Below are 19,913 nucleotides of genomic sequence, written 5' to 3'. Positions count from 1 at the left end.
ACGCTCACATGATTGACAAGCTCAGCTGGGTTGCGGCCTACCCTGAAATTCTTCTGGTGACCATGGCCTGCGTGATTGCGCTGGTCGATCTGGCGGTGAAGACGCCGCTGCGTGGCGTCACCTACGTCCTTACGCTGCTCACGCTCGCGGTCGTCGCTTTGTTGCTGGGCATGAGTGCCAGCTCGGGCGACACCATCTACGGCTTCGGCGGCATGATCGTCAGCGACCCCATGGGCAACTGGCTCAAGTGTTTCGCCACCATCGCCGTGATGGTCACCCTGGTGTATGGCCGCGGTTACTCGGGCCAGCGCGACATGCTGCGCGGTGGCGAGCTGTTCACGCTGGGCATGCTGGCGCTGCTGGGCATGTTCGTCATGATCTCCGGCCACAACTTCCTGGTGATCTACCTCGGGCTGGAACTGCTCACGCTGTCCAGCTACGCCCTGGTTGCCCTGCGCCGCGACGACGTGCAGGCCACCGAAGCAGCCATGAAGTATTTCGTGCTGGGCGCGCTGGCCAGCGGATTCCTGCTCTATGGCCTCTCCATGGTTTATGGCGCTACCGGCTCGCTGAACCTGACCGAGGTGATGCTGACCATCGCCGGCGGTGACGACACGCTCAAAGGCTCTCCGCAGGTGCTCACGCTTGGCCTCGTGTTCGTGGTGGCGGGCCTGGCGTTCAAGCTCGGCGTGGTGCCCTTTCACATGTGGGTGCCCGACGTTTACCACGGTGCCCCCACCGCGATCACGCTCATGATCGGTGGCGCGCCCAAGCTGGCGGCATTCGCCATCGTGATCCGTTTGCTGGTGGAAGGTTTGCAACCGCTCGCGGTGGACTGGCAGCAGATGCTGGGGGTGCTGGCGGTCATGTCGCTGCTGATCGGCAACCTTGCAGCCATCGCGCAGACCAACCTCAAGCGCATGCTTGCCTTCTCCACCATCGCGCAGATGGGCTTCATGTTGCTCGGCCTGCTGGCCGGCGTGGTGCAGGGCAGTGCGGGTCTGGACACCGGCAACATGGCCAATGCCTACGCGTCGTCGATGTTCTACGTCATCACCTACGTCCTTACCACCCTGGGCACCTTCGGCGTGATCCTGCTGCTCTCGCGCAGCGGCTTCGAGTCGGAGAACGTGAGCGACCTGGCAGGCCTCAACCAGCGCAGCCCGCTCTACGCAGGTGTCATGGCCATCTGCATGTTCTCGCTGGCTGGCGTGCCACCGCTGGTGGGCTTCTACGCCAAGCTGTCGGTGCTGCAGGCGCTGCTGGCTTCGTCAGGCGCTTTCTATGTGGGTCTGGCGGTGTTCGCGGTGATCATGTCGCTGATTGGCGCGTTCTATTACCTGCGACTGGTCAAGGTGATGTATTTCGACGCCCCCACCCAGACCGCCGACATCGAGGGCGGCGCCGATGCGCGCTCGGTGCTCTCGCTCAACGGCGCCTTGGTGCTGCTGCTCGGCATTCTGCCCGGCGGCCTCATGACACTCTGCGCCCAGGCGGTGAGCAAGCTCCTCGGTTGAGTCAGGCGCGAGCGCGGCGTTGAACTCGCCGCTGCGCGCCAGCTCACACGTTCATGACTCACACCATTTCCGTCTGGCTGGTTCTGCTCGCTGCCTTTGTGGCAGCCAACCTGCCTTTTATCAACGATCGCTGGCTTGCCGTGTGGCCGCGGCGCGATGCCAAAACCCTGTGGATGCGCTTGGCCGAGCTCGTGCTGCTCTACTTTCTGGTGGGCGCGCTGGGGCTCGCACTGGAACAACGAGCGGGCCAGATCGCGCCACAGGGCTGGGAGTTTTACGCCACCACCGGCGCACTGTTCCTCACGCTGGCCTTTCCAGGTTTTGTGTACCGGTACCTTTATCGGCGACGCGGATGAGCCACGACGATGCGCACCTTCGCGAGACGCCCGTGTCTCGCACCGAGCTCCTGAAGGGCAATTTCCTGCATGTGGTGCGCGACACAGTTCGCTTGCCCAACGGTGCAGAAGCCACGCGTGAATATGTGCTGCACCCCGGTGCGGTGATGATCATCGGGCTGCTTGACGACGGGCGCGTGGTGATGGAGCGCCAGTTCCGCCATCCCATGCAGGCGGTGATGATCGAGTTCCCCGCCGGGAAAGTCGATCCCGGCGAAGACAGACTGGTCTGCGCGAAGCGCGAATTGCTCGAGGAAACCGGATACCGCGCCCGCGAGTGGGCCTTCGCGTGCCGACTCGCTCCCACCGTTGCGTATTCCGATGAGGTCATCGACATCTGGTTCGCGCGCGGGCTCACGCTCGGCGAGCGCGAGCTTGACGATGGCGAGTTTCTGGACGTCATTGCGGCCACGCCCGACGAATTGAAGCAATGGTGCTTCACCGGCGAGGTGATCGATTGCAAGACGCTGATCGGATCCATGTGGTTGCAGAACGTACTGCGCGGCGAATGGGCTTTGTCATGGCAAGGCAGCGATGCCGCACCGCATGCCGCAGAATCCGGCGCATGAAGGTTCTCAATCTCCAGTGCGCGCACCAGCACGATTTTGAAGGCTGGTTTGGGTCTGAAGACGATTTCACGTCTCAGCTCGCCCGTGGTCTGGTGACGTGCCCGCTGTGCGGTGATGCCCGCATCGAGAAGAAGCTCTCGGCTCCGCGCCTGAACCTGCGCACGGTGCGCGGCGAAGACAGCACCGCGCCCAGCAGTGCCGTTGCCCTCAGCAACCACAGCGCGAGTCCTGAGCTCGCTGAGCTGCAGTCGCGCATGCTGAAGGCCTTGCGCGAGGTGGTGGCCAACACCGAGGACGTGGGTGAGCGATTTGCCGAAGAGGCACGCGCCATGCATCACGGCGAAAAAGAGCACCGCCAGATCCGGGGTCAGGCCAGCGCGCAACAGGCGCTGGAGCTGATCGAAGAGGGCATCGAGGTACTGCCCTTGCCGATGCTGCCTGGCATCAAGGACACGCTCCAGTAAAAAAGCCCCGCACTGCGGGGCTTTTTGCTTTCGGGCTTCGAGCGTTTTCAGGGATACAGACCACGCAAGTCGCGCGCATGCAGGATGCGCTTGCAGGCCACGATGAAGGTGGCCGTGCGCAGGCTCACCTTGTTCTCGTCGGCCACCTGCCAGACGGCAGCGAACGCGTCCTTCATGATCTTCACCAGGCGCGCGTTGATCTCGTCTTCGCTCCAGAAGAAGCTGGAGAAATCCTGCACCCACTCGAAGTAGCTCACCGTCACGCCGCCCGCGTTGGCGATCACGTCTGGCAGCACCAGCACATTGCGCTCGTGCAGGATGTCGTCGGCCTGCGGCGTGGTCGGGCCGTTGGCGCCTTCGATCACCATGCGCGCCTGAATCTGGCCGGCGTTGGCTTCGGTGATCTGCGATTCCAGTGCGGCAGGAATCAGGATGTCGCACGGCACGCCCCAGAAGGCTTCGCTGGCGATCACTTCGGCGTTGGCGAAGCCGGCCACCGAGCCCACCTGCGCCACGTGGGCGAGCAGGGCGGGCACATCGAGGCCCGCTTCGCGGTAGATGGTGCCGCCGTGGTCCTGCACCGCCACCACCCGGGCACCTGCCTCGGAGAACAGTTTGCCGGCCACGCCGCCCACGTTGCCGAAGCCCTGCACCGCCACGCGCGCGGTGGACACGTCCATCCCGATGCGCCGCGCTGCTTCCACGCCCACGGTGAACACGCCGCGCCCGGTGGCCTCACGCCGGCCGAGCGAGCCGCCGAGATCCACCGGCTTGCCCGTGACCACGCCGGTGGCGGTGGAGCCTTCGTTCATGGAATACGTGTCCATCATCCACGCCATGATCTGTTCGTTGGTGTTCACGTCCGGCGCCGGAATGTCCTTGGTCGGGCCGATGATGATGCCGATCTCGCTGGTGTAGCGTCGCGTGACACGCTCGAGCTCGCCGATGGTGAGCTGGCGCGGATCGACGCGGATGCCGCCCTTGGCGCCGCCGTAGGGCACGTTCACCGCTGCGTTCTTGATGGACATCCATGCCGACAGTGCCATCACTTCGGAGAGTGTCACGTCCTGATGGAAACGCACGCCGCCCTTGCCCGGGCCGCGCGAGGTGTTGTGCTGCACGCGGTAGCCCTCGAAGTGCGCCACTGAACCGTTGTCCAGGTGAATGGGCACGTCCACGATCAGCGTGCGCTTGGGTCGCTTCAAGGTGTCGACCCAGCGGGCCAGCGAACCCAGGTAGGGCGTGACGCGGTCAACCTGCTGCAGGTAGACGCCCCAGGGGCCAAGGTGCTTCGGATCGAGGTACGAGGGCAGGGCCTGCGTAAAAACGGCCGGGGCGCTGGTGGCGCCACCAGCCTGAGGATGCGGTGCTTGTGACATGTTGCGGGATTCCTTGTGGGTGTGCTGGCCCATGCAATGAGCCAGCCCGCAAGCTTACGCAGCCGCGCCTGAGCTGTCCAAGGCCGGTATGCCATTCGGTCATGCCTTTAGCGCATGACTCTGTCTGGTGAGGGCCAGGCGCCGGGCCGCTCCCAAGCCAGGCCCAGCCGCTCGGGGGGCAGCGACCCGCGCAGCGGCGAAGCGTGGGGGTGCCAGTTTTAGGCCTTGAATTGGAGCGCGGCCAATCCAGCGTACACGCCACCTTGGGCAACGAGCTCGGCGTGCGTGCCCTGTTCCACCAGCTTTCCGTGGTCCAGCACCACAATGTGATCCGCCTGCTGCACCGTGGCCAGCCGGTGCGCAATCACCAGCGTGGTGCGGTCCTTCATGGCGGACTCCAGCGCCGCCTGCACCATGCGCTCGCTCTGCGCGTCGAGCGCGCTGGTGGCTTCGTCCAGCAACAGCAGCGGCGGGTTCTTCAGCATGGCGCGCGCAATGGCAATGCGCTGGCGCTGCCCGCCCGAGAGGCGCACACCGCGCTCCCCCAGGAAGGTGTCGTAGCCCTCCGGCAGCTGGTCGATGAACTCGTCAGCGAACGCGGCTTTCGCGGCAGCGCGCACCTCTTCGTCGCTGGCGCCGGGGCGGCCATACCGGATGTTTTCCAGGGCACTGCTGGAGAAAATCACCGGGTCCTGCGGCACGATGCCGACGCGTGCGCGCAGGTCGTGCAGGCTCATCTGATCAATCGCCACGCCGTCCAGGCGGATGCTGCCGCGTGCCGGATCGTAGTAGCGCAGCAGCAGGCCGAACACCGTGCTCTTGCCCGCACCGCTCGGGCCCACCAGTGCCACAGTCTGGCCCGGGTGCACCGCCAGGTTGAAGTCGGCCAGCGCAGGTTGTGCCGGTCGCGACGGATAGTGGAAGTTGACGCCCTCGAATACGAGCGAGCTGCCGCCGGCCGGCTGCGGCGCCTGCAGCGGGTGCGAGGGCGACTGCACGGGTGACTCCATGGCGAGCAGTTCCATCAACCGCTCACTCGCGCCCGCCGCGCGCAGCAGGTCGCCATACACCTCTCCCAGCACGGCCACCGCACTGGCCAGGATGATCACGTAAAGCACTGTCTGGCCCAGGTGCCCCGGGCTGATGGTGCCGGCCAGCACCGCCTGTGTGCCCTGGTACAGGCCCCACAGCAGCAGCCCTGCCGTGCTGATGATGATGAACGCCACCAGCACCGAGCGCGCCCGCGTGCGGCGAATGGCGGTGTCGAACGCGAACTGCGTGGACGCCGCGAAGCGGGTGGCCTCGCGGTCTTCGGCCGTGTAGCTCTGCACGATGGGAATCGCGTTGAGCACCTCGGCCGCGATGGCGCTGGAATCGGCCACGCGGTCCTGGCTGGCGCGCGAGAGCTTGCGCACCCGCCGCCCGAACCACATGCTCGGCAGCACCACCAGCACCAGGATCAGCAGCACCTGCGTCATCACATACGGGTTGGTCCACACCAGCATTACCAGCGCGCCGATGCCCATCACGCCGTTGCGCAAGCCCATGGAGAGCGACGAACCCACCACCGTCTGCACGAGCGTGGTGTCGGTGGTCAGGCGCGAGAGCACTTCACCGGTCTGCGTGGTCTCGAAGAACTGCGGGCTCTGCCGCAGCACATGGCTGTACACCGCGTTGCGCAGGTCCGCCGTGACCCGCTCGCCCAGCCAGCTCACCAGGTAAAAGCGCACCGCCGAGAAGATGCCGAGCGCCACCGCCACGCCAAACAGCGCGGCGAAATGCCCTCGCAATGCCATTGCCTGCTCGCCGCGCCCGGCAGGCGCTAGGCCGCTGTCGATGAGGAAGCGCAGCGCCAGCGGAAAGGCCAGCGTGGCCACCGCCGCGAGCACGAGGAAGAGCAGGGCGAGGCCGATCTGCAGGCGGTAGGGGCGTATGAAAGGCCGCAGGCCGCCCAGTGAGGTGGGAGAGGTGGCTTTGGGGCGGTCGGCAATGGGCGTGGCAGGCATGGTGAGGAGTGTGCCGGGTTTTCGCGACGCTGCGCCTTCAGCCGCCCAGCACGCCGAGCGCGAAGGGAAGGCTCACCACCCCCAGCAGTGTCGACAGCGTGACCAGCCCCGCCACATACGGGCCGTTGTAGCCCATGCGCGCCGCCAGCACATAACAGCTCGACGCGGTGGGCACAGCGGAGAACATGAGCAGGATGGTGGTTTGCGTGGCGTCCAGCCGGAACAGCTTCGCCAGGCCGAAGGCCATGAGCGGCATGCCCAGGTGTTTCACCGCCAGCACCAGGCCACCCAGCAGCTTGGCGCTGGCCAGCATGCCGAACTGCATGCCCGCGCCTGCCGCCATGAGGCCCAGCGCCAGCGACGCCTGGCCGATGCGGTTGACCGTAGGCTCCAGCCACACCGGCATCTGAAAGCCCAGCAGGTTGGCCACCAGCCCGGACAGCGTGCCGATGATCAACGGGTTGCGGGCCAGCTCGCGCACGAAGCCCTTGTTGGCATGGCGCGCCATGGGCCAGACCGCGCCCACGTTGAACAGCGGCACGCACACGCCAATGAGCACGGCGATCATCAGAAGACCGGGGGCGCCGGCCACTTTTTCGGCCAGTGCCAGCGCAATGAAGGAGTTGAACCGAAAGCCCACCTGCGCGCTCGCGGCGTGCAGGCGCACGTCGATGCGCTTGCCGATGAAGGGCCAGTGCGGCAGCGAGTAAGAGAGGGCAATGCCGCACAAGCCGAGCGCGATGCCCGCACCCATGAGGCTGGATGCCTGGCCGAGATCGAGCGGGCTCTTCACGATGCTGTGGAACAGCAGCACCGGGAACAAAAAGTAGTAGACGAGGCTCTCGACCTGCTCCCACACCTTGCGGTTGAGGGCGGTGAAGCGGCACACCAGGTAGCCGCAGAGGATGAGCGAGAAGTCGGGGAAGAGGAGTTGGGCAAAATTCACGGTGCGAGCATAGCGCGCCGGGCACGGCTCTTGCGGGTAATTACTTATGTAGTCACCCCATGGTCATGCCCCTTCATGCCGACTACAGTGCAGGTCAGTTTTCAACACCCAGGAGTACACGTCATGGTTTCTCGTCGTCAGTTGGTATCCATCGGTCTGGCCGCCGCTTCGGTGGCCGCAATGGGCACTGCCCTGGCCCAGGCCTACCCCAACAAGGTCATTCGCCTGCAGGTGCCGTTCGCACCCGGCGGCACCACCGACATCGTTGCTCGCGTCATGTCCGAGCCGCTGGCCAAGAGCCTGGGTCAGAGCGTGGTGGTGGAGAACAAGGCCGGTGGCGGTGGTGTGGTGGGTGCCCTCGAACTCGCGCGTGCCGCGCCCGATGGCTACATCCTTGGCATGGCCACGGTTTCCACCACCGCGGCCAACCCCGCCATCAACGAAAAGATTCCGTACAACACGCTCACGGATTTCACGCCCATCACCAACATCGCCGCCACGCCCAACGTGATCGCGGTGCACCCAAGCTTCCCCGCCAAGGACTTCAAGGCCTTCGTGGCCGAACTCAAGAAGAACCCTGGCAAATACAGCTACGCGAGTTCGGGCACTGGCGGCATCGGCCATTTGCAGACCGAGCTGTTCAAGAGCCTGACCAAAACCTACATCACGCACATTCCCTACCGTGGCGCAGGTCCCGCGTTGAACGACACCGTCGGTGGCCAGGTTCCGATCATTTTCGACAACCTGCCCTCGGCCCTGCCGCACATCAAGGCCGGCCGCCTGATCGCGCTGGTGGTTGCTGCGCCCCAGCGCCTTGCGGTGCTGCCCGACGTGCCCACCTTCAAGGAAATGGGCCTGGAGCCGGTAAACCGCATGGCCTACTACGGCCTCATCGGTCCCAAGGGCATGCCGCAGGACGTGGTGGACAAGATCTTCAACGCCACCAAGCAGGCTCTGGCCGACCCTGCCGTGCGCAAGCGCGTGGAAGACACCGGCTCGTTGATCGTGGGCAACACGCCGGCTGAGTTCACGGCCCAGATCAAGGCCGAGTTCGACGTCTACAAGGAAGTTGTCGTCAAGCAGAAGCTCAAGCTGGAATGACCAACCGGGAGGCCCTGGCAGCGGCCAGCGAAGGTCTGGCCGGGGCTTTCGTCGACGGCCTCTGGCTCGAAGAGGGCCTCTCGCGCAACACGCTGGACGCCTACCGCCGCGATCTGGTGCTGCTCGGCCAGTGGCTGGCCGAGCAGGGCAAGCAACTGCCCGAGACCACCGAGGCCGACCTCAACGCCTACTTCAGCGCGCGCCACAGCCAGACCCGCGCCACCACGGCCAACCGGCGGCTCACGGTGTTCAAGCGCTACTTCCGCTGGGCGCTGCGCGAACGCCACATCACTTCAGACCCCACCTTGCGGCTCTCGCCCGCGCGCCAGCCGTTGCGCGTACCCAAGACGCTCTCGGAAGCGCAAGTGGAAGCCCTGCTGAACGCGCCCGACACCGGCACGCCGCTGGGCCTGCGCGATCGCTGCATGCTCGAACTCATTTATGCCAGCGGCCTGCGTGTGAGCGAACTCGTGACGCTCAAGACCTGGCATGTGGGCATGAACGAACACGTGCTGCGCATCACCGGCAAGGGCAACAAGGAACGGCTGGTGCCCTTTGGCCAGGTGGCCGGCCAGTGGCTGCATCGCTACCTGGCACAGGGCCGTGGCGAGATTCTGGGTGGCTTGCAGAGCGAAGACCTGTTCGTCACCGCCCGCGGCTCGCGCGCCGGCGAGGCCATGACGCGCGCGATGTTCTGGCAACTGGTGAAGAAATACGCCGCGCTGGCCGGCATCACCTCGCCGCTGTCACCCCACACGCTGCGCCACGCGTTTGCCACGCACCTGCTCAACCATGGTGCCGATCTGCGCGCGGTGCAGATGCTGCTGGGCCACGCCGACATTTCCACCACCACGATCTACACGCACGTGGCGCGCGAACGGCTCAAGTCCATCGTGGCGCAGCACCACCCCAGGGGCTAACCCGTCACTTTTTGCCTGGGCCCCAGAGCTGCTCCAGCCTTGCATCGCGCCCGCAGCTCGTCCGGTAGTACTTGTAGCGAATCGGATTCTTCAGGTAGTAGTCTTGGTGGTAGTCCTCGGCCGCATAAAACGGCCCGGCCGCCACGATCTCGGTGACGATCGGTTCCTTGAATGGCTTGGACTTTTCCAGCGCGGCCAGTGACTTTCTTGCTGCGGCAAGTTGCGCCGCGTCGTGCGTGAAGATCGCCGTGCGGTACGGATTGCCGGTATCGCAGAACTGGCGATCCTTCGTGGTGGGGTCGATGGTGCGCCAGAACTTTTCAACCAAGGCTTCGTAGCTCACCTTGGCCGGGTCGAACACGATCTCCACCGCTTCCGCGTGGCCCGTGTTGCTGTTCGACACCTGCTGGTAGGTGGGGTTGGCCACCGTGCCCCCGATGTAGCCCGAGGTGGTGGACACCACACCGGGCACCTTGTCGAAATCGGCCTCCACGCACCAGAAGCAGCCACCCGCGAAGGTGGCCTTGGCGGTGGCGGCATGGGCCGGCGAAGCAAACAGCCACACCATGGGCAGCAAGGCGGCTGCGAGCCAGCGATGCGCCTTCATGCCGCGGCCGGCGCAAAACGCAGCGCCACTCCGTTGTTGCAGTAGCGCTTGCCGCTGGGCTTGGGGCCGTCGTTGAACACGTGGCCCTGATGGCCGTCGCAGCGCACGCAGTGGTATTCGGTGCGCGGCAGGATCATCTTGTAGTCCGTGCTGGTGCCCAGCGCGCCGGGCAGCGGGGTGTGGAAACTCGGCCAGCCGGTGCCGCTCTCGTACTTGGTGTCTGAAGCGAACAGCGGCAGATCGCAACCCGCGCAGTGGTACGTGCCCTTGCGCTTCTCGGCGTTCAGCGGGCTGGTGCCGGGGCGCTCCGTGCCTTCCTCGCGCAACACGTCGAACTGCGCCGGGGTCAGGCGCTTTTTCCATTCGGCGGCAGAGAGTTTCCACGGGTCGGCCGCAGCCAGCGCGCTGGCCACTGGGGCGGCGGCCTGGGAACCCAGGCCGAGGAGCGAGAGCAGTTTCATGGTGTGGCGGCGGTTCATGGTGGTGGGGTGTCTCATGCAGGTGAGTCGGACCGGGAGCAGATTTCTTACAGCGGCTTGAGCACCATGGCCACCACCAGCCCGCCGGGCGTGACGGTAATGGCGCCGGGCTGCATGCCCATCTTGTCCAGCGGGGCCAGGTCTTTGGGCTCCAGGCGGTGCAGCACCACCTCTTTCAGCAATTCGTCGCCCAGCGTGGGTGCGTAGGTGTTGAGCAGCGCGACCACGCTCGGTTGCAGGCTCGGGAAATTCAGCTTCGACAGGCGCAACTGGTGAGCGCGCAAGGTCCGGTCGCTGGCCTCGTAGCGCAGGCCAAAGTCCACTTCGAGGCTGCCCTGGTGGCTGCGGTTCAGCGCCGGGCCGGCCGCTTCCACCGGCATCTCGGCCCGCAAGCGGTTTTCTTCCGGCAGCATCTTCAATCTGGGCGTCTGCACATCCAGATTCAGCAGCCCCTGCACCGGGTACCGCCGGGGAAACCGCTGGACCAGGGCTTCCTGCATTTGCGCGGAGGAAACGCGGTAGCCAGCGGGCTGTGCATTGGGCGGATCGGCTTCCGCCGCCAGCAGCAGGCCGGGTGCCAGGGTGAGCACGGCCCCGAAACCCAGGGTGTGAATGAGGAGAATTCTGCGTTGCATGGCCGGTTGGACGGGATTTTGCGCCGCAGGTTCTGCCCCAGGCGTCTCTATTTGTAGAACGCTTCCACCGTGCCCTTGAGCTTGATGGTGAGCGGGTTGCCCTTGCGGTCCAGCGTCTTGCCGGCGGGCACCTTTACCCAGCCTTCACTCACGCAGTACTCCGTCACGTCGAAACGCTCCTTGCCGTTGAAGCGGATGCCGATGTCGTGCTCGAACACCTCGGCCACATGGTGGGGGCTGCGCGGGTCGATGGCCAGGTGGTCGGGCAGGGGCGGGCGGCTGGATGGGGTGGTGGATGTGGTGGTGTCGCTCATGGCCGGCATTGTCCTTCAGTTGAACAAGGACTCAGCCACCCAGGCCGGCAAACACGTTCTGCACGTCCTCGTTGGCGTCCAGCGCCGCCAGAAAGGCTTCCACTTCTTCCAGATCCACCGCACTCAGGCTGCCCGGGTCGATAGGGTTCTTCGGCTTGTAGCCCAGCTTGGTCGACAACACGGTAAAGCCCTGCGCCGGCAGCGCACGGCTCACCAGGTCCAGGTCCGTCGGGTCCGTCAAAAACACCGTGGTGCCTTCTTCGTCGCCGGGGTGGAAGTCCTGCGCGCCGGCTTCGATGGCCGCCACTTCCGCATCGGCACCCTTGCCCGCTGGCTCGGCCTCGATCATGCCCACATGGTCAAAGTCCCACGACACCGAACCCGAGGTGCCCAGCTGCCCTTTGCGGAACAGCACCCGCATGTCGGATGCCGCGCGGTTCACGTTGTCCGTGAGGCATTCCACCATCACCGGCACGCGGTGCGGCGCGAAGCCTTCGTAGATCACGTGCTCGAAATGCACGGTTTCGCCCGTGAGCCCTGCGCCCTTCTTGATGGCGCGGTCCAGCGTTTCCTTGGGCATGGACACCTTGCGCGCCTGCTCCACCACCAGCCTCAGGCGCGAATTGGCGGCGGGGTCTGCCCCGTGACGCGCCGCAATCATGATGTCTTTGGCCAGCTTGCCGAACAGCCGGCCTTTGGCGTTTGCGGCGAGGTCCTTGTGCTTGGCTTTCCATTGCGCGCCCATGGTGTGTTCCTTTGTTATCTGCTCTTTCGGGGCCGCAAGCATAGCGCTAGCATGCGGCTTTCTACCGGAAACACATCTGCGGGCCGTGTTCCACGGCGAGGCGAAGCGGAGCGCGGAGTCGGTGGTGGTGTCGTTCTGAAGACGTGCTGGCCTCACCCCAGAAAGAAATCCATGGGGATCAACTCAACCGCCCATCCGCCTGCTTCACCCAGCAATGCGGCGGGGTGCATGGCCGCGAGCTTCAGGGCTTCTTCACGGCTGTCCGCTTCGATGATGAACAACCCGCCCACCATTTCCTTCGACTCGGTGTAGGGCCCATCCGATATCTGCGTCTTGCCGCCGCGCGGGCGCAGCGTCATCCAGTCCTTCGGCTCGGTGAGCGACGCCGCCACCAGCACCTTGCCGGTGGCGCGCATCTTCTCGTCCAGCGGCGGGCATTGGCTCACCAGCGCCTGCACGTCGGCTGGCGCCATGGCGGCGAACTTTTCGGGGTTGTAGTAGGCAAGACCGAGGTACTTCATGGCGAACTCCGTTTTTTGTGGATGATGCCTGCACGACGAAGCCTTGACTCAGGAATCGACAGAGGCAAAAGAAATGCGGCTGCTGCCCCCGGCCATGTCGATCTGGGGTGTCGTGGTTCGTCGTTGGGGTAGGTAGCGTCCAAACGCGGGCGCACCGATCATTAACCCAACAGGAGAGACAACATGTCCTACATCGATGGTTTCGTGATTGCAGTCCCCACTGCCAACAAGCAGAAGTTCATCGAGCATGCTCGCCAGCTCGACCCGATATTCCTTGATCTGGGCGCCATTCGAGTGATCGAGGGTTGGGGCGACGACGTTCCCGATGGCAAGGTCACGGATTTCCGCCGCGCCGTGCAGGCCACGGCCGAGGAAACGGTGGCCTTCTCGTGGGTTGAATGGCCGGACAAAGCCACGCGCGACGCTGGCATGAAAAAGATGATGGAAGACCCCCGCATGGACCCGTCCAACCCCGCCAACCCGCCCATGCCTTTCGACGGCAAACGCATGATCTTCGGCGGCTTCCAACAGGTGGTTGAAGTCAAGGCTTGAGGGACGGGACACCATGGGACTTCTGACCTTCAGCATCAACGTCACCCTGGACGGTTGCGTCGACCACCAGGAAGGCATCGCCGACGACGAAACGCACGCCTTTTTCACCCGCCTCATGGAGGAGGGTGGGGCGATGCTGTGGGGCCGCGTCACCTACGAGATGATGGAGGCCCATTGGCCGGCGGTCGCCCGCGGTGACGTGCAAGCGCCCGCGGCGCTGCGGGATTGGGCGGTCAAGCTGGAGGCCAAACCGAAGTACGTGGTGTCCTCGACGCGAAAGGACTTCCCCTGGAACAACAGCCACCACATCGCTGGCGACCTGCGCACGGGCATCCAGAGGCTGAAGGACGCGACCCCGGCCGGCGTGCTCCTCGGTAGCTGCAAGCTCGCCACCGAGCTGGACCGGCTGGATCTGATCGACGAGTATCAGTTTCTCGTCCACGCCAGGATCGCCGGCCACGGCCCCACCCTGTACCAGAGCGGGCTGCCCAGTACGCGACGGCTCGAATTGATTTCTGCAAAGCCACTCCGTTGCGGCGCAGTGGCCATGCACTACCGGCGCGCGCGCTGACCCTCAGATGCCCATCCGACGCCTGACCCCCGACGACGCGCCCGTCTACCGCGCCTTGCGCTTGCGTGCGCTGCGCGAACACCCGGACGCGTTCACCTCCGACTGGGAAGACGCGAACGCGCGCCCACTCGAAGAATCGCGCCAGCGTCTGGCTTCGGCACTGGTGCCTTTCTGGGGCGCTTTCGACGAACACGGCACGCTGGTCGGCATGGTGGGGCTTGAATGCGCGGCGCGCGCCAAGCAGCGGCACAAGGGCTTGGTGGTGGCGATGTATGTGGCGCGGGAAGCGGCAGGGCGCGGCTTCGGGCGTGAACTGCTGCGGGCGCTGACGCTGCATGCGCCCACCATGGGCCTCACCGACCTCGTGCTCACCGTGACCGAAGGCAACGCATCGGCCATTCGGCTCTATCAAGAGGCGGGCTTCGTTGCCTTCGGCACCGAGCCGCGCGCCATCCTGGTCGACGGGCACCTGCATGGCAAGGTGCACATGCACTTCACGCTGGGCTGAACTGCTGCGTGCTGCTCCGATGCAGGCTGGAAGCCAGAAAGTCGGCCAGCGCCCGAACCCGCAGCGACATGTGCCGACTCCCAGGGTAGATCAGCGAAAACGGACGCGATGCACCCCCGAAAGGCTTCAGCACTTCCACCAGCCTGCCTTCGGCAATGTCCTCCTCGACGATGAAGCGATAGGTCTGCGCCAGTCCGGCCCCTGCGCGGGCCAGCGTGGCACAACCCAGGATGTCTTCAGAACAGGTAAGGCTGCCTGCTGTCTGCGCATCGCGCTCTTCCCCGTCGAAGCGCAGTCGCCATGGCACGCGCTGCCCGGTGCGTGGAAGGACGAACTGGATGCATTCGTGGCTTGCCAGATCCGCCGGTGATGCTGGGGGAGGGCAGCGGGCCAGGTATTGGGGTGCACCCACCACCGTGAGCTCCGCGTCCATCAACTTGCGCGCAATCAGCCCCGAGTCGACCTGCTCGCGGGCGCGCACAGCCAGGTCGAAGCCGTCGGCAGTGAAGTCGATGTTGCGGTTGCTCAGGTGCACTTCCACGTCCACCTTGGGGTGGAGCGCGCGAAATGCCGGTAGCAGGGGAAGAAGTCGATGGTGGCCGAAGCTGGTGGGTGCGCTGATGCGAACAAGGCCCGCCGGCGCCGCCTGGTGCCCAGTGAGCTGCCGCTCCGCATCCACCAATTGAGCTAGCGCCTGCCTGCATTGCGTGTGGTACTCCCGCCCGCCGTCGGTCAGGCGCACCCTTCGAGTGGAGCGCACAAACAGCCGCACGCCCAGCCGTTCTTCCAGCCGGCCAATGGCTCGGCTCACCGCAGCCGGCGTGATGCCCGCCTGCTGAGCCGCAGCGGTGAAGCTTTCCTGGTCGGCCGCAAGACAGAACAACTCGATGCTGCCCAAAGACGCTTCACCAAACTCGCGGCTCATTGATTACCTCATGTAAGTCAAGTTTTGCAATCAAGGGAGTTTATCAATCTACGGGGCTTGAATACGATCCTTCACAGCCAATTGGCCCTCAGCAAATCCACCCATCAATCACAGGAAGGTTCCTCGTGTCCCACTCGATCAGCATCGTTTTTCATAGCGGCTACGGCCACACCCGACGGATCGCGCAGGCCGTTGCCGAAGGCGGCGACGCCCGCCTGCACGAAGTCGACCAGGACGGCGTTCTCGCCGCCGCAGACTGGGAGGCGCTTCAAGCCGCAGATGCTGTGGTGTTGGGCTCGCCGACCTACATGGGCAGCGTGAGCTGGCAGTTCAAGCGCTTCATGGACACCAGCTCCAGCGTCTGGACGCAGCAGCAATGGAAGAACAAGCTCGCCGCCGGGTTCACGAACTCCGCAGGCATCAACGGCGACAAGCTGGCCACGCTGAACGCGCTTTTCACTTTCTCCCAGCAGCACGGCATGCTCTGGGTCGGGACGGGTCTCATGCCGGCCAACGCAAAGGCTTCGACCCGAAACGACCTGAACTATCTGGCGTCTTTCAGTGGCCTCATGGCCGCCACCCCCGCGGATGCGACACCCGAAGAAATGGCCACGGGTGATCTCCAGACTGCCCGCGCTTTCGGCGAGCGCATCCGCCAGACCCTGCATCGCCTCCAGTGAAGGAGTCCTGAAATGCCCTATGTAAACATCAAAGTGACGCGCGAAGGTGTGACCCCTGGCCAGAAGGCCGAACTGATCGCCGGAGTCTCGGCCCTGTTGCAGCGTGTGCTGAACAAGGACCCGTCACTCACGCACGTGGTGATTGACGAAGTCGACCTGGAGAACTGGGGCGTGGGCGGCTTGCCGGTGCCGCAATACCGCCAGCGGAGTCAGACATGAGTGCAGCGACGGAATTCGCTTCAGAAGCGGCTGTCGTTGCCGCCACCATGGAGCGCTACTTTGACGGACTGCACCACAGCGACACGGCCCTGCTCGCCACCGTCTTTCACCCGCAGGCCCACTACTTCTGCGCCACGGATGGCAGCCTCCTGCACCTGGAGATGGCGCAGTACTTCCCCGTGGTGGCCAAGCGGCCGTCCCCCGCCAGCATGGGCCATCTGCGGACCGACCGCATCTTGTCCGTGGAGTTCGCAGGACCCGTCACTGCATTCGTAAAAGCCGAATGCGCCATCCCGCCAAAGGCTTTCATCGACCTTCTTACGCTGGTGAAACTGGCGGGCGAATGGCGCATTGTCAGCAAGGTGTTTCATTACACGGTCTCGGCATGAAGGCGGCGTCTGAAATGGAAGCGTCTTCGCAGTTGCACGGGCTTCTTCAACTTCGGCACCCGGTGTTGCTGGCGCCTATGGCTGGCATCGCTGGAGGCCGCCTGGCGCGTGCGGTCAGTGAAGCTGGCGGCTTCGGATTCATCGGCGGTGGGTACGGCGACGAGCAGTGGTTGCATGAGCAGCTTCAACTCGTCGACGGTGTGGCCTTCGGCGTGGGGTTCATCACCTGGGCCCTGCACGAACGGCCCCATCTGCTCGCTCAGGCCATGGATGCAGGGGCGTCCGCCATCCTGCTTTCATTCGGCGACATCCGTCCGTTTGCAAAAAGCGTGCATGCGGCCGGCCGAGTGCTGGTTGCACAGGTGCAGACTGTTTTGCAGGCGCGCGAGGCCGAGGCCGAAGGGGCGCACATCCTCGTGGCCCAGGGGGGTGAAGGCGGTGGCCACAGCGGCGTTCGGGGCACGATGGCGCTGGTGCCTGCCGTCGTGGACGCCGTGGATGTTCCTGTGGTCGCTGCGGGAGGCATCGCAGACGGACGCGGCCTGGCTGCCTCCCTGGCACTTGGCGCGCAGGGTGTGATGTGCGGCACCGCGTTCTATGCCGCCGAAGAATCCCTGGCACACCCCGACGCCAGGCGATTGCTCACGTTGGCGTCGGGCGACGACACCACGAAGAGCGACCTGTTCGACGTGGCACGAGGGCTGAACTGGCCAGCAGGTCCCTGGGGGTTGCGAACCTTGCAGAACGCGCTGACCGAGCAATGGGCCGGCGCTTCCCCAGAGATGCTGCATGCCCACAAGGAAGAGCTGCAAGCGACACTCACGCTGGCGCGGCAGTCATCGGATCATCGACAGGCGCCGATCATTGCCGGTGAAGCCGCAGATCTGGTGCGACATGTTCTACCCGCCGAGGTCATCGTGAAGCAGATGCTGGCCACAGCGAGGGAAGCGCTCGCACGCCTTGCACCAAAGCCTGGTGGCTGAGGTCGCAGGTGCGGCTGCCAGCGCCCCCGAGCCCACGCGACTGGCGAGACGCCGCGCCCTGCTGCAGCAGGTGATGCGGGATGTGGAGCTGCGCTGTTCCGACATGGCGCTCACACCCGAACGGGTGGCCATCGAATTCGGCATGTCAGTGCGCGCGCTGCACCAGTTGTTCGAACTCTCGGATCACAGCTTTCACGAATTCCTGACCCGCACCCGCCTGGCATGCGCGCACGCGATGCTGCGCGATCCCGGTTCGCGCCACGTGGGCACGGCAGAAATCGGCTTTGCGGTGGGGTTCAGGGAAACCTCCACCTTCTACCGGCGCTTCAGGCAGCAATATGGAGACGCGCCAGGCGCCGTGCGCAGTGCTGCCCAAGGGGGGCCGCCTCCCCCACCAGCGGCTGTCACGCTGCGCTGACCGCTAACCCCTGCGCGAGCGCCTCGAACACCACTCGAATCCGTCGCGAAGTGCGCAGTTCGCGGTGCGTCACCAGCCAGATCGGAAAGCGCACCGGCGCCACGTCGTCAAGCACACGGACGATGCCAGGGGTGTCGCGCGCGATGTCGTCCATCATGGCGCCGATGCCCAAGCCGTGGCGCACCAGCGACCAGCTCGCCATCGAGTGCTCGGCGTAACAACTGAAGTTGGCCTCGCTCAGGGGCAGGCCATGTTGACGCAGGTAAGCCAGGTACTGGCCTGAGCGGTCCGCGCCCACGAAAGCGTGCTGCGCCGCTTCTTCCGCGCTGCGCGGATGGCCGTGGGTCTTCACCCAGTCTTTTGACGCAAAGAAGCTGGCCGTGGCCTCGCGGATCAGGCGCGCGATCAGCTCCGGTTGCTCTGGCTTCACGTGGCGGATGGCAATGTCTGCTTCACGGCGGAGCAGGTCGCTGATGGCGTTGGACGAGATCACTTCGATGGCAATGCCCGGTTCCTGTTCGCGCAACTGGCGCAGCAGCGGAGGCAGCAGATGCGCGGCCACCGCGTCGGTGGCCGAGACCGAGACCACACCGCCCACGGCTTCGGAGCGGCCGGTGGCGGCCAGCCGCAGCGCCTCGGCCGCGGCGCCCATGGCGCGGGCGTGTTCCAGCAGATCGAGCCCGGTGGGCGTGAGTGCCATGGACTTGCCCACGCGCTCGAACAGCGTCACGCCCATGTGTTGCTCGATGGCGGCCACCTGGCGACTCAACGTGGGCTGCGTCAGGCCCAGCTTGCGCGCAGCGGCCGACAACGATCCGGTTTCAGCCGTTTCGAGAAACGCCTTCAGTTGGTTCCAGTCGAGGTTATCCATGCAGAAATGTATATAGCCGCTGCAATTTACCGCAATTCCCTGCGGAGTCTTGCATGGATAGCATCCTCCCCCATGCCTTCTTCCACCATCTCCCCCCTCGCCGATGCCCCGCCTGCCGTTCACGCCAGCGCATCGCACGCCCGCAAAGCCCGCTTCTGGGACCGCGTGGCGGTGAAGTACGCCGCCGACCCGATTGTTGACCCGGCGGGTTACGAGTCCACGTTGTGGCGCGTGCAGGGGCTGCTGACAACAGACATGGACGTGCTGGAGATCGGCTGTGGCACCGGCACCACCGCCTTGCGCCTGGCACGCCACACCCGGCGCCTGCTGGCCACCGACTTCTCGCCCGCCATGATCGCCATCGCCCGCCAGAAGCTGACCGACCAGCCGATGCAACAGTTGAGTTTTGCCGTTGCCGACGCCGACGAGCCAATGGCCGGGCAGGGCGAGTACGACGCGGTGCTGGCCTTCAACCTGCTGCACCTGGTCGACGATCTCGACCGAGCGCTCCAGCTCGCCGTGCGCGCCTTGCGTCCGGGTGGCCTGCTGATCTCCAAAACGGCGTGCATCTCCGAAATGAATCCACTCATCCCCTGGCTCGCCATTCCCCTGATGCGCGCCATCGGCAAGGCGCCCCATGTGCTGTGCTTCGACGCCAAAGCCTTGAAGGCGGCCATCGTCCGCCAGGGAATGGTCATCGAATCGGTTGAGCGCCATGGCACTCGGGGCAAGGACTTCCGCGTCTTCATCGTCGCTCGCAAGGGAGATGCAGCGTGAAGTTCATCCACACTTTCCTCTCGCTCGCCACCTTGACGATGCCATGCGCCGTGAGCGCGGCAGATCTGCAGGTGACCGTGGTGGATGGCCCGCCCGTGCCGGCGGTGCTCTACCTGGCGCTGTTCAACAGCGCCGAGGCCATGGCCAGCAACCAGGCGCTCGCTTCGCAGAAAGTGGAGCTGCGCGATGGAGCGGCTCAGGTGGTGTTCACAGGCCTGCCGGCAGGGCGCTATGCAGTCAAGTCGTTTGCCGACGAAAACGGCAACGCCAGGCTCGACACCAACATCGTCGGCCTGCCCACCGAAAGGTACGGCTTCTCCAACAACGCCCGAGGCAGGATGGGCCCACCGACCTTCGACGCCGCCGCCGTGCCACTGGATGCCGACAACGCCAGCATCAGCTTCCGGCTGCGCTGAAGGCAG

At 65.1% G+C, this 19,913-nt stretch carries 27 protein-coding genes; 16 read left to right on the top strand and 11 right to left on the bottom strand.

The window, feature by feature from the left end:
• Window positions 1-8 precede the first annotated feature (8 nt).
• Genes nuoN through CAP37_RS12190 form a run of 4 tightly spaced genes read left to right on the top strand, consistent with a single transcriptional unit; the run spans window position 9 to window position 2,945 of the window.
• Entirely contained in the window at window positions 9-1,517 is a 1,509-nt protein-coding gene (gene nuoN / locus CAP37_RS12205) for an NADH-quinone oxidoreductase subunit NuoN (RefSeq protein ID WP_086124409.1), read from the top strand.
• 53 nt (window positions 1,518-1,570) lie between these two features.
• Entirely contained in the window at window positions 1,571-1,873 is a 303-nt protein-coding gene (locus tag CAP37_RS12200; RefSeq protein ID WP_086124408.1) for a DUF2818 family protein, read from the top strand.
• Window positions 1,870-2,481, top strand: coding sequence for an NUDIX domain-containing protein (locus CAP37_RS12195; protein ID WP_086124407.1), 612 nt, complete (start codon window positions 1,870-1,872; stop codon window positions 2,479-2,481). Before CAP37_RS12200 ends, CAP37_RS12195 begins: the two co-directional genes overlap by 4 nt.
• Window positions 2,478-2,945, top strand: a complete 468-nt coding sequence (locus CAP37_RS12190; protein ID WP_086124406.1) for a DUF1178 family protein — start codon at window positions 2,478-2,480, stop codon at window positions 2,943-2,945. Before CAP37_RS12195 ends, CAP37_RS12190 begins: the two co-directional genes overlap by 4 nt.
• A gap of 47 nt (window positions 2,946-2,992) precedes the next feature.
• Here the strand turns inward: CAP37_RS12190 and CAP37_RS12185 are convergent, their stop codons facing one another.
• The 3 genes from CAP37_RS12185 to CAP37_RS12175 form a co-directional block, all read right to left on the bottom strand.
• A complete protein-coding gene (locus CAP37_RS12185) occupies window positions 2,993-4,324 on the bottom strand; it encodes a Glu/Leu/Phe/Val dehydrogenase (protein WP_086124970.1) in 1,332 nt (443 codons plus the stop codon).
• Between the two features lie 218 nt (window positions 4,325-4,542).
• Window positions 4,543-6,330: an ABC transporter transmembrane domain-containing protein gene (locus CAP37_RS12180; protein WP_086124405.1), complete on the bottom strand. Its 1,788-nt coding sequence runs from the start codon at window positions 6,328-6,330 to the stop codon at window positions 4,543-4,545.
• Between the two features lie 37 nt (window positions 6,331-6,367).
• Window positions 6,368-7,276: an AEC family transporter gene (locus CAP37_RS12175; protein ID WP_086124404.1), complete on the bottom strand. Its 909-nt coding sequence runs from the start codon at window positions 7,274-7,276 to the stop codon at window positions 6,368-6,370.
• Window positions 7,277-7,399: 123 nt separating this feature from the next.
• Between CAP37_RS12175 and CAP37_RS12170 the strand changes: the two genes are divergently transcribed.
• The gene (locus CAP37_RS12170; protein ID WP_086124403.1) at window positions 7,400-8,377 is read left to right on the top strand and encodes a tripartite tricarboxylate transporter substrate binding protein BugE; all 978 of its coding nucleotides are present in this window, start codon (window positions 7,400-7,402) and stop codon (window positions 8,375-8,377) included.
• The gene (gene xerD / locus CAP37_RS12165; protein ID WP_086124402.1) at window positions 8,374-9,297 is read left to right on the top strand and encodes a site-specific tyrosine recombinase XerD; all 924 of its coding nucleotides are present in this window, start codon (window positions 8,374-8,376) and stop codon (window positions 9,295-9,297) included. Before CAP37_RS12170 ends, xerD begins: the two co-directional genes overlap by 4 nt.
• A 4-nt stretch (window positions 9,298-9,301) precedes the next feature.
• On the opposite strand, the gene msrA is transcribed toward xerD, so the two are convergent.
• The 6 genes from msrA to CAP37_RS12135 all read right to left on the bottom strand — a co-directional run bounded on the left by msrA (window position 9,302) and on the right by CAP37_RS12135 (window position 12,598).
• A complete protein-coding gene (gene msrA / locus CAP37_RS12160; protein WP_086124401.1) occupies window positions 9,302-9,904 on the bottom strand; it encodes a peptide-methionine (S)-S-oxide reductase MsrA in 603 nt (200 codons plus the stop codon).
• On the bottom strand, window positions 9,901-10,383 hold the full coding sequence (gene msrB, locus CAP37_RS12155) for a peptide-methionine (R)-S-oxide reductase MsrB (protein ID WP_086124400.1): 483 nt from the start codon (window positions 10,381-10,383) through the stop codon (window positions 9,901-9,903). Before msrB ends, msrA begins: the two co-directional genes overlap by 4 nt.
• 47 nt (window positions 10,384-10,430) lie before the next feature.
• On the bottom strand, window positions 10,431-11,018 hold the full coding sequence (locus CAP37_RS12150) for a DUF1439 domain-containing protein (protein WP_086124399.1): 588 nt from the start codon (window positions 11,016-11,018) through the stop codon (window positions 10,431-10,433).
• A gap of 47 nt (window positions 11,019-11,065) precedes the next feature.
• Window positions 11,066-11,332 carry a DUF3297 family protein gene (locus CAP37_RS12145; protein WP_086124398.1) on the bottom strand — a complete coding sequence of 89 codons (267 nt, stop codon included), beginning with the start codon at window positions 11,330-11,332 and terminating at the stop codon, window positions 11,066-11,068.
• A 31-nt stretch (window positions 11,333-11,363) separates the two neighbouring features.
• The gene (locus CAP37_RS12140; RefSeq protein WP_086124397.1) at window positions 11,364-12,077 is read right to left on the bottom strand and encodes a YebC/PmpR family DNA-binding transcriptional regulator; all 714 of its coding nucleotides are present in this window, start codon (window positions 12,075-12,077) and stop codon (window positions 11,364-11,366) included.
• 152 nt (window positions 12,078-12,229) lie between these two features.
• A complete protein-coding gene (locus CAP37_RS12135; RefSeq protein WP_086124396.1) occupies window positions 12,230-12,598 on the bottom strand; it encodes a YciI family protein in 369 nt (122 codons plus the stop codon).
• A gap of 183 nt (window positions 12,599-12,781) precedes the next feature.
• Between CAP37_RS12135 and CAP37_RS12130 the strand changes: the two genes are divergently transcribed.
• Genes CAP37_RS12130 through CAP37_RS12120 form a run of 3 tightly spaced genes read left to right on the top strand, consistent with a single transcriptional unit; the run spans window position 12,782 to window position 14,229 of the window.
• Entirely contained in the window at window positions 12,782-13,150 is a 369-nt protein-coding gene (locus CAP37_RS12130; protein ID WP_086124395.1) for a DUF1428 domain-containing protein, read from the top strand.
• Between the two features lie 13 nt (window positions 13,151-13,163).
• Window positions 13,164-13,721 carry a dihydrofolate reductase family protein gene (locus CAP37_RS12125; RefSeq protein WP_086124394.1) on the top strand — a complete coding sequence of 186 codons (558 nt, stop codon included), beginning with the start codon at window positions 13,164-13,166 and terminating at the stop codon, window positions 13,719-13,721.
• 7 nt (window positions 13,722-13,728) lie between these two features.
• The gene (locus CAP37_RS12120; protein WP_086124393.1) at window positions 13,729-14,229 is read left to right on the top strand and encodes a GNAT family N-acetyltransferase; all 501 of its coding nucleotides are present in this window, start codon (window positions 13,729-13,731) and stop codon (window positions 14,227-14,229) included.
• On the opposite strand, the gene CAP37_RS12115 is transcribed toward CAP37_RS12120, so the two are convergent.
• Complete coding sequence (locus tag CAP37_RS12115; RefSeq protein ID WP_086124392.1) at window positions 14,216-15,154, bottom strand: LysR family transcriptional regulator; 939 nt, start codon at window positions 15,152-15,154, stop codon at window positions 14,216-14,218. The two genes, CAP37_RS12120 and CAP37_RS12115, sit on opposite strands and share 14 nt — an antisense overlap.
• Window positions 15,155-15,279: 125 nt before the next feature.
• On the opposite strand from CAP37_RS12115, the gene CAP37_RS12110 reads away from it, so the two are divergent.
• The 5 genes from CAP37_RS12110 to CAP37_RS12090 are packed head-to-tail and all read left to right on the top strand — an operon-like array spanning window position 15,280 to window position 17,843.
• A complete protein-coding gene (locus CAP37_RS12110; protein WP_086124391.1) occupies window positions 15,280-15,834 on the top strand; it encodes a flavodoxin family protein in 555 nt (184 codons plus the stop codon).
• A gap of 12 nt (window positions 15,835-15,846) precedes the next feature.
• A complete protein-coding gene (locus tag CAP37_RS12105; RefSeq protein ID WP_086124390.1) occupies window positions 15,847-16,053 on the top strand; it encodes a 4-oxalocrotonate tautomerase family protein in 207 nt (68 codons plus the stop codon).
• Window positions 16,050-16,442 (top strand): nuclear transport factor 2 family protein, encoded by a 393-nt coding sequence (locus CAP37_RS12100; protein ID WP_086124389.1) that lies wholly within the window; start codon window positions 16,050-16,052, stop codon window positions 16,440-16,442. The genes CAP37_RS12105 and CAP37_RS12100 overlap by 4 nt, the downstream gene beginning before the upstream one ends.
• A gap of 14 nt (window positions 16,443-16,456) precedes the next feature.
• A complete protein-coding gene (locus CAP37_RS12095; protein WP_086124388.1) occupies window positions 16,457-17,425 on the top strand; it encodes a nitronate monooxygenase family protein in 969 nt (322 codons plus the stop codon).
• Window positions 17,403-17,843, top strand: coding sequence for a helix-turn-helix transcriptional regulator (locus CAP37_RS12090; protein WP_086124387.1), 441 nt, complete (start codon window positions 17,403-17,405; stop codon window positions 17,841-17,843). Before CAP37_RS12095 ends, CAP37_RS12090 begins: the two co-directional genes overlap by 23 nt.
• Here CAP37_RS12090 and CAP37_RS12085 read toward each other — a convergent pair.
• Window positions 17,830-18,714, bottom strand: a complete 885-nt coding sequence (locus CAP37_RS12085; RefSeq protein ID WP_086124386.1) for a LysR family transcriptional regulator — start codon at window positions 18,712-18,714, stop codon at window positions 17,830-17,832. The genes CAP37_RS12090 and CAP37_RS12085 overlap by 14 nt on opposite strands.
• Window positions 18,715-18,786: 72 nt before the next feature.
• Here CAP37_RS12085 and CAP37_RS12080 point away from each other — a divergent pair, with 72 nt between their 5' ends.
• Window positions 18,787-19,491, top strand: a complete 705-nt coding sequence (locus tag CAP37_RS12080) for a class I SAM-dependent methyltransferase (RefSeq protein ID WP_086124385.1) — start codon at window positions 18,787-18,789, stop codon at window positions 19,489-19,491.
• A complete protein-coding gene (locus CAP37_RS12075) occupies window positions 19,488-19,907 on the top strand; it encodes a DUF2141 domain-containing protein (RefSeq protein ID WP_256926954.1) in 420 nt (139 codons plus the stop codon). The genes CAP37_RS12080 and CAP37_RS12075 overlap by 4 nt, the downstream gene beginning before the upstream one ends.
• The last annotated feature ends 6 nt before the right edge of the window (window positions 19,908-19,913 follow it).

It is taken from the genome of Hydrogenophaga sp. IBVHS1 (genome assembly GCF_002127265.1).
Classification (GTDB): domain Bacteria; phylum Pseudomonadota; class Gammaproteobacteria; order Burkholderiales; family Burkholderiaceae_C; genus Hydrogenophaga.
The sequence above is the reverse complement of the archived record's forward strand: the minus strand, read 5'-3'. Positions and strand labels throughout refer to the sequence as shown.

What these genes read in the sequence shown, in the direction of transcription:
- nuoN (WP_086124409.1), top strand. Translation starts at nt 9, where the DNA reads ATGATTGACAAGCTCAGCTGGGTTGCGGCCTACCCTGAAATTCTTCTG.
- CAP37_RS12200 (WP_086124408.1), top strand. Translation starts at nt 1,571, where the DNA reads ATGACTCACACCATTTCCGTCTGGCTGGTTCTGCTCGCTGCCTTTGTG.
- CAP37_RS12195 (WP_086124407.1), top strand. Translation starts at nt 1,870, where the DNA reads ATGAGCCACGACGATGCGCACCTTCGCGAGACGCCCGTGTCTCGCACC.
- CAP37_RS12190 (WP_086124406.1), top strand. Translation starts at nt 2,478, where the DNA reads ATGAAGGTTCTCAATCTCCAGTGCGCGCACCAGCACGATTTTGAAGGC.
- CAP37_RS12185 (WP_086124970.1), bottom strand. Translation starts at nt 4,324, where the DNA reads ATGTCACAAGCACCGCATCCTCAGGCTGGTGGCGCCACCAGCGCCCCG.
- CAP37_RS12180 (WP_086124405.1), bottom strand. Translation starts at nt 6,330, where the DNA reads ATGCCTGCCACGCCCATTGCCGACCGCCCCAAAGCCACCTCTCCCACC.
- CAP37_RS12170 (WP_086124403.1), top strand. Translation starts at nt 7,400, where the DNA reads ATGGTTTCTCGTCGTCAGTTGGTATCCATCGGTCTGGCCGCCGCTTCG.
- xerD (WP_086124402.1), top strand. Translation starts at nt 8,374, where the DNA reads ATGACCAACCGGGAGGCCCTGGCAGCGGCCAGCGAAGGTCTGGCCGGG.
- msrA (WP_086124401.1), bottom strand. Translation starts at nt 9,904, where the DNA reads ATGAAGGCGCATCGCTGGCTCGCAGCCGCCTTGCTGCCCATGGTGTGG.
- msrB (WP_086124400.1), bottom strand. Translation starts at nt 10,383, where the DNA reads ATGAACCGCCGCCACACCATGAAACTGCTCTCGCTCCTCGGCCTGGGT.
- CAP37_RS12150 (WP_086124399.1), bottom strand. Translation starts at nt 11,018, where the DNA reads ATGCAACGCAGAATTCTCCTCATTCACACCCTGGGTTTCGGGGCCGTG.
- CAP37_RS12145 (WP_086124398.1), bottom strand. Translation starts at nt 11,332, where the DNA reads ATGAGCGACACCACCACATCCACCACCCCATCCAGCCGCCCGCCCCTG.
- CAP37_RS12140 (WP_086124397.1), bottom strand. Translation starts at nt 12,077, where the DNA reads ATGGGCGCGCAATGGAAAGCCAAGCACAAGGACCTCGCCGCAAACGCC.
- CAP37_RS12135 (WP_086124396.1), bottom strand. Translation starts at nt 12,598, where the DNA reads ATGAAGTACCTCGGTCTTGCCTACTACAACCCCGAAAAGTTCGCCGCC.
- CAP37_RS12130 (WP_086124395.1), top strand. Translation starts at nt 12,782, where the DNA reads ATGTCCTACATCGATGGTTTCGTGATTGCAGTCCCCACTGCCAACAAG.
- CAP37_RS12125 (WP_086124394.1), top strand. Translation starts at nt 13,164, where the DNA reads ATGGGACTTCTGACCTTCAGCATCAACGTCACCCTGGACGGTTGCGTC.
- CAP37_RS12120 (WP_086124393.1), top strand. Translation starts at nt 13,729, where the DNA reads ATGCCCATCCGACGCCTGACCCCCGACGACGCGCCCGTCTACCGCGCC.
- CAP37_RS12115 (WP_086124392.1), bottom strand. Translation starts at nt 15,154, where the DNA reads ATGAGCCGCGAGTTTGGTGAAGCGTCTTTGGGCAGCATCGAGTTGTTC.
- CAP37_RS12105 (WP_086124390.1), top strand. Translation starts at nt 15,847, where the DNA reads ATGCCCTATGTAAACATCAAAGTGACGCGCGAAGGTGTGACCCCTGGC.
- CAP37_RS12100 (WP_086124389.1), top strand. Translation starts at nt 16,050, where the DNA reads ATGAGTGCAGCGACGGAATTCGCTTCAGAAGCGGCTGTCGTTGCCGCC.
- CAP37_RS12095 (WP_086124388.1), top strand. Translation starts at nt 16,457, where the DNA reads ATGGAAGCGTCTTCGCAGTTGCACGGGCTTCTTCAACTTCGGCACCCG.
- CAP37_RS12085 (WP_086124386.1), bottom strand. Translation starts at nt 18,714, where the DNA reads ATGGATAACCTCGACTGGAACCAACTGAAGGCGTTTCTCGAAACGGCT.
- CAP37_RS12080 (WP_086124385.1), top strand. Translation starts at nt 18,787, where the DNA reads ATGCCTTCTTCCACCATCTCCCCCCTCGCCGATGCCCCGCCTGCCGTT.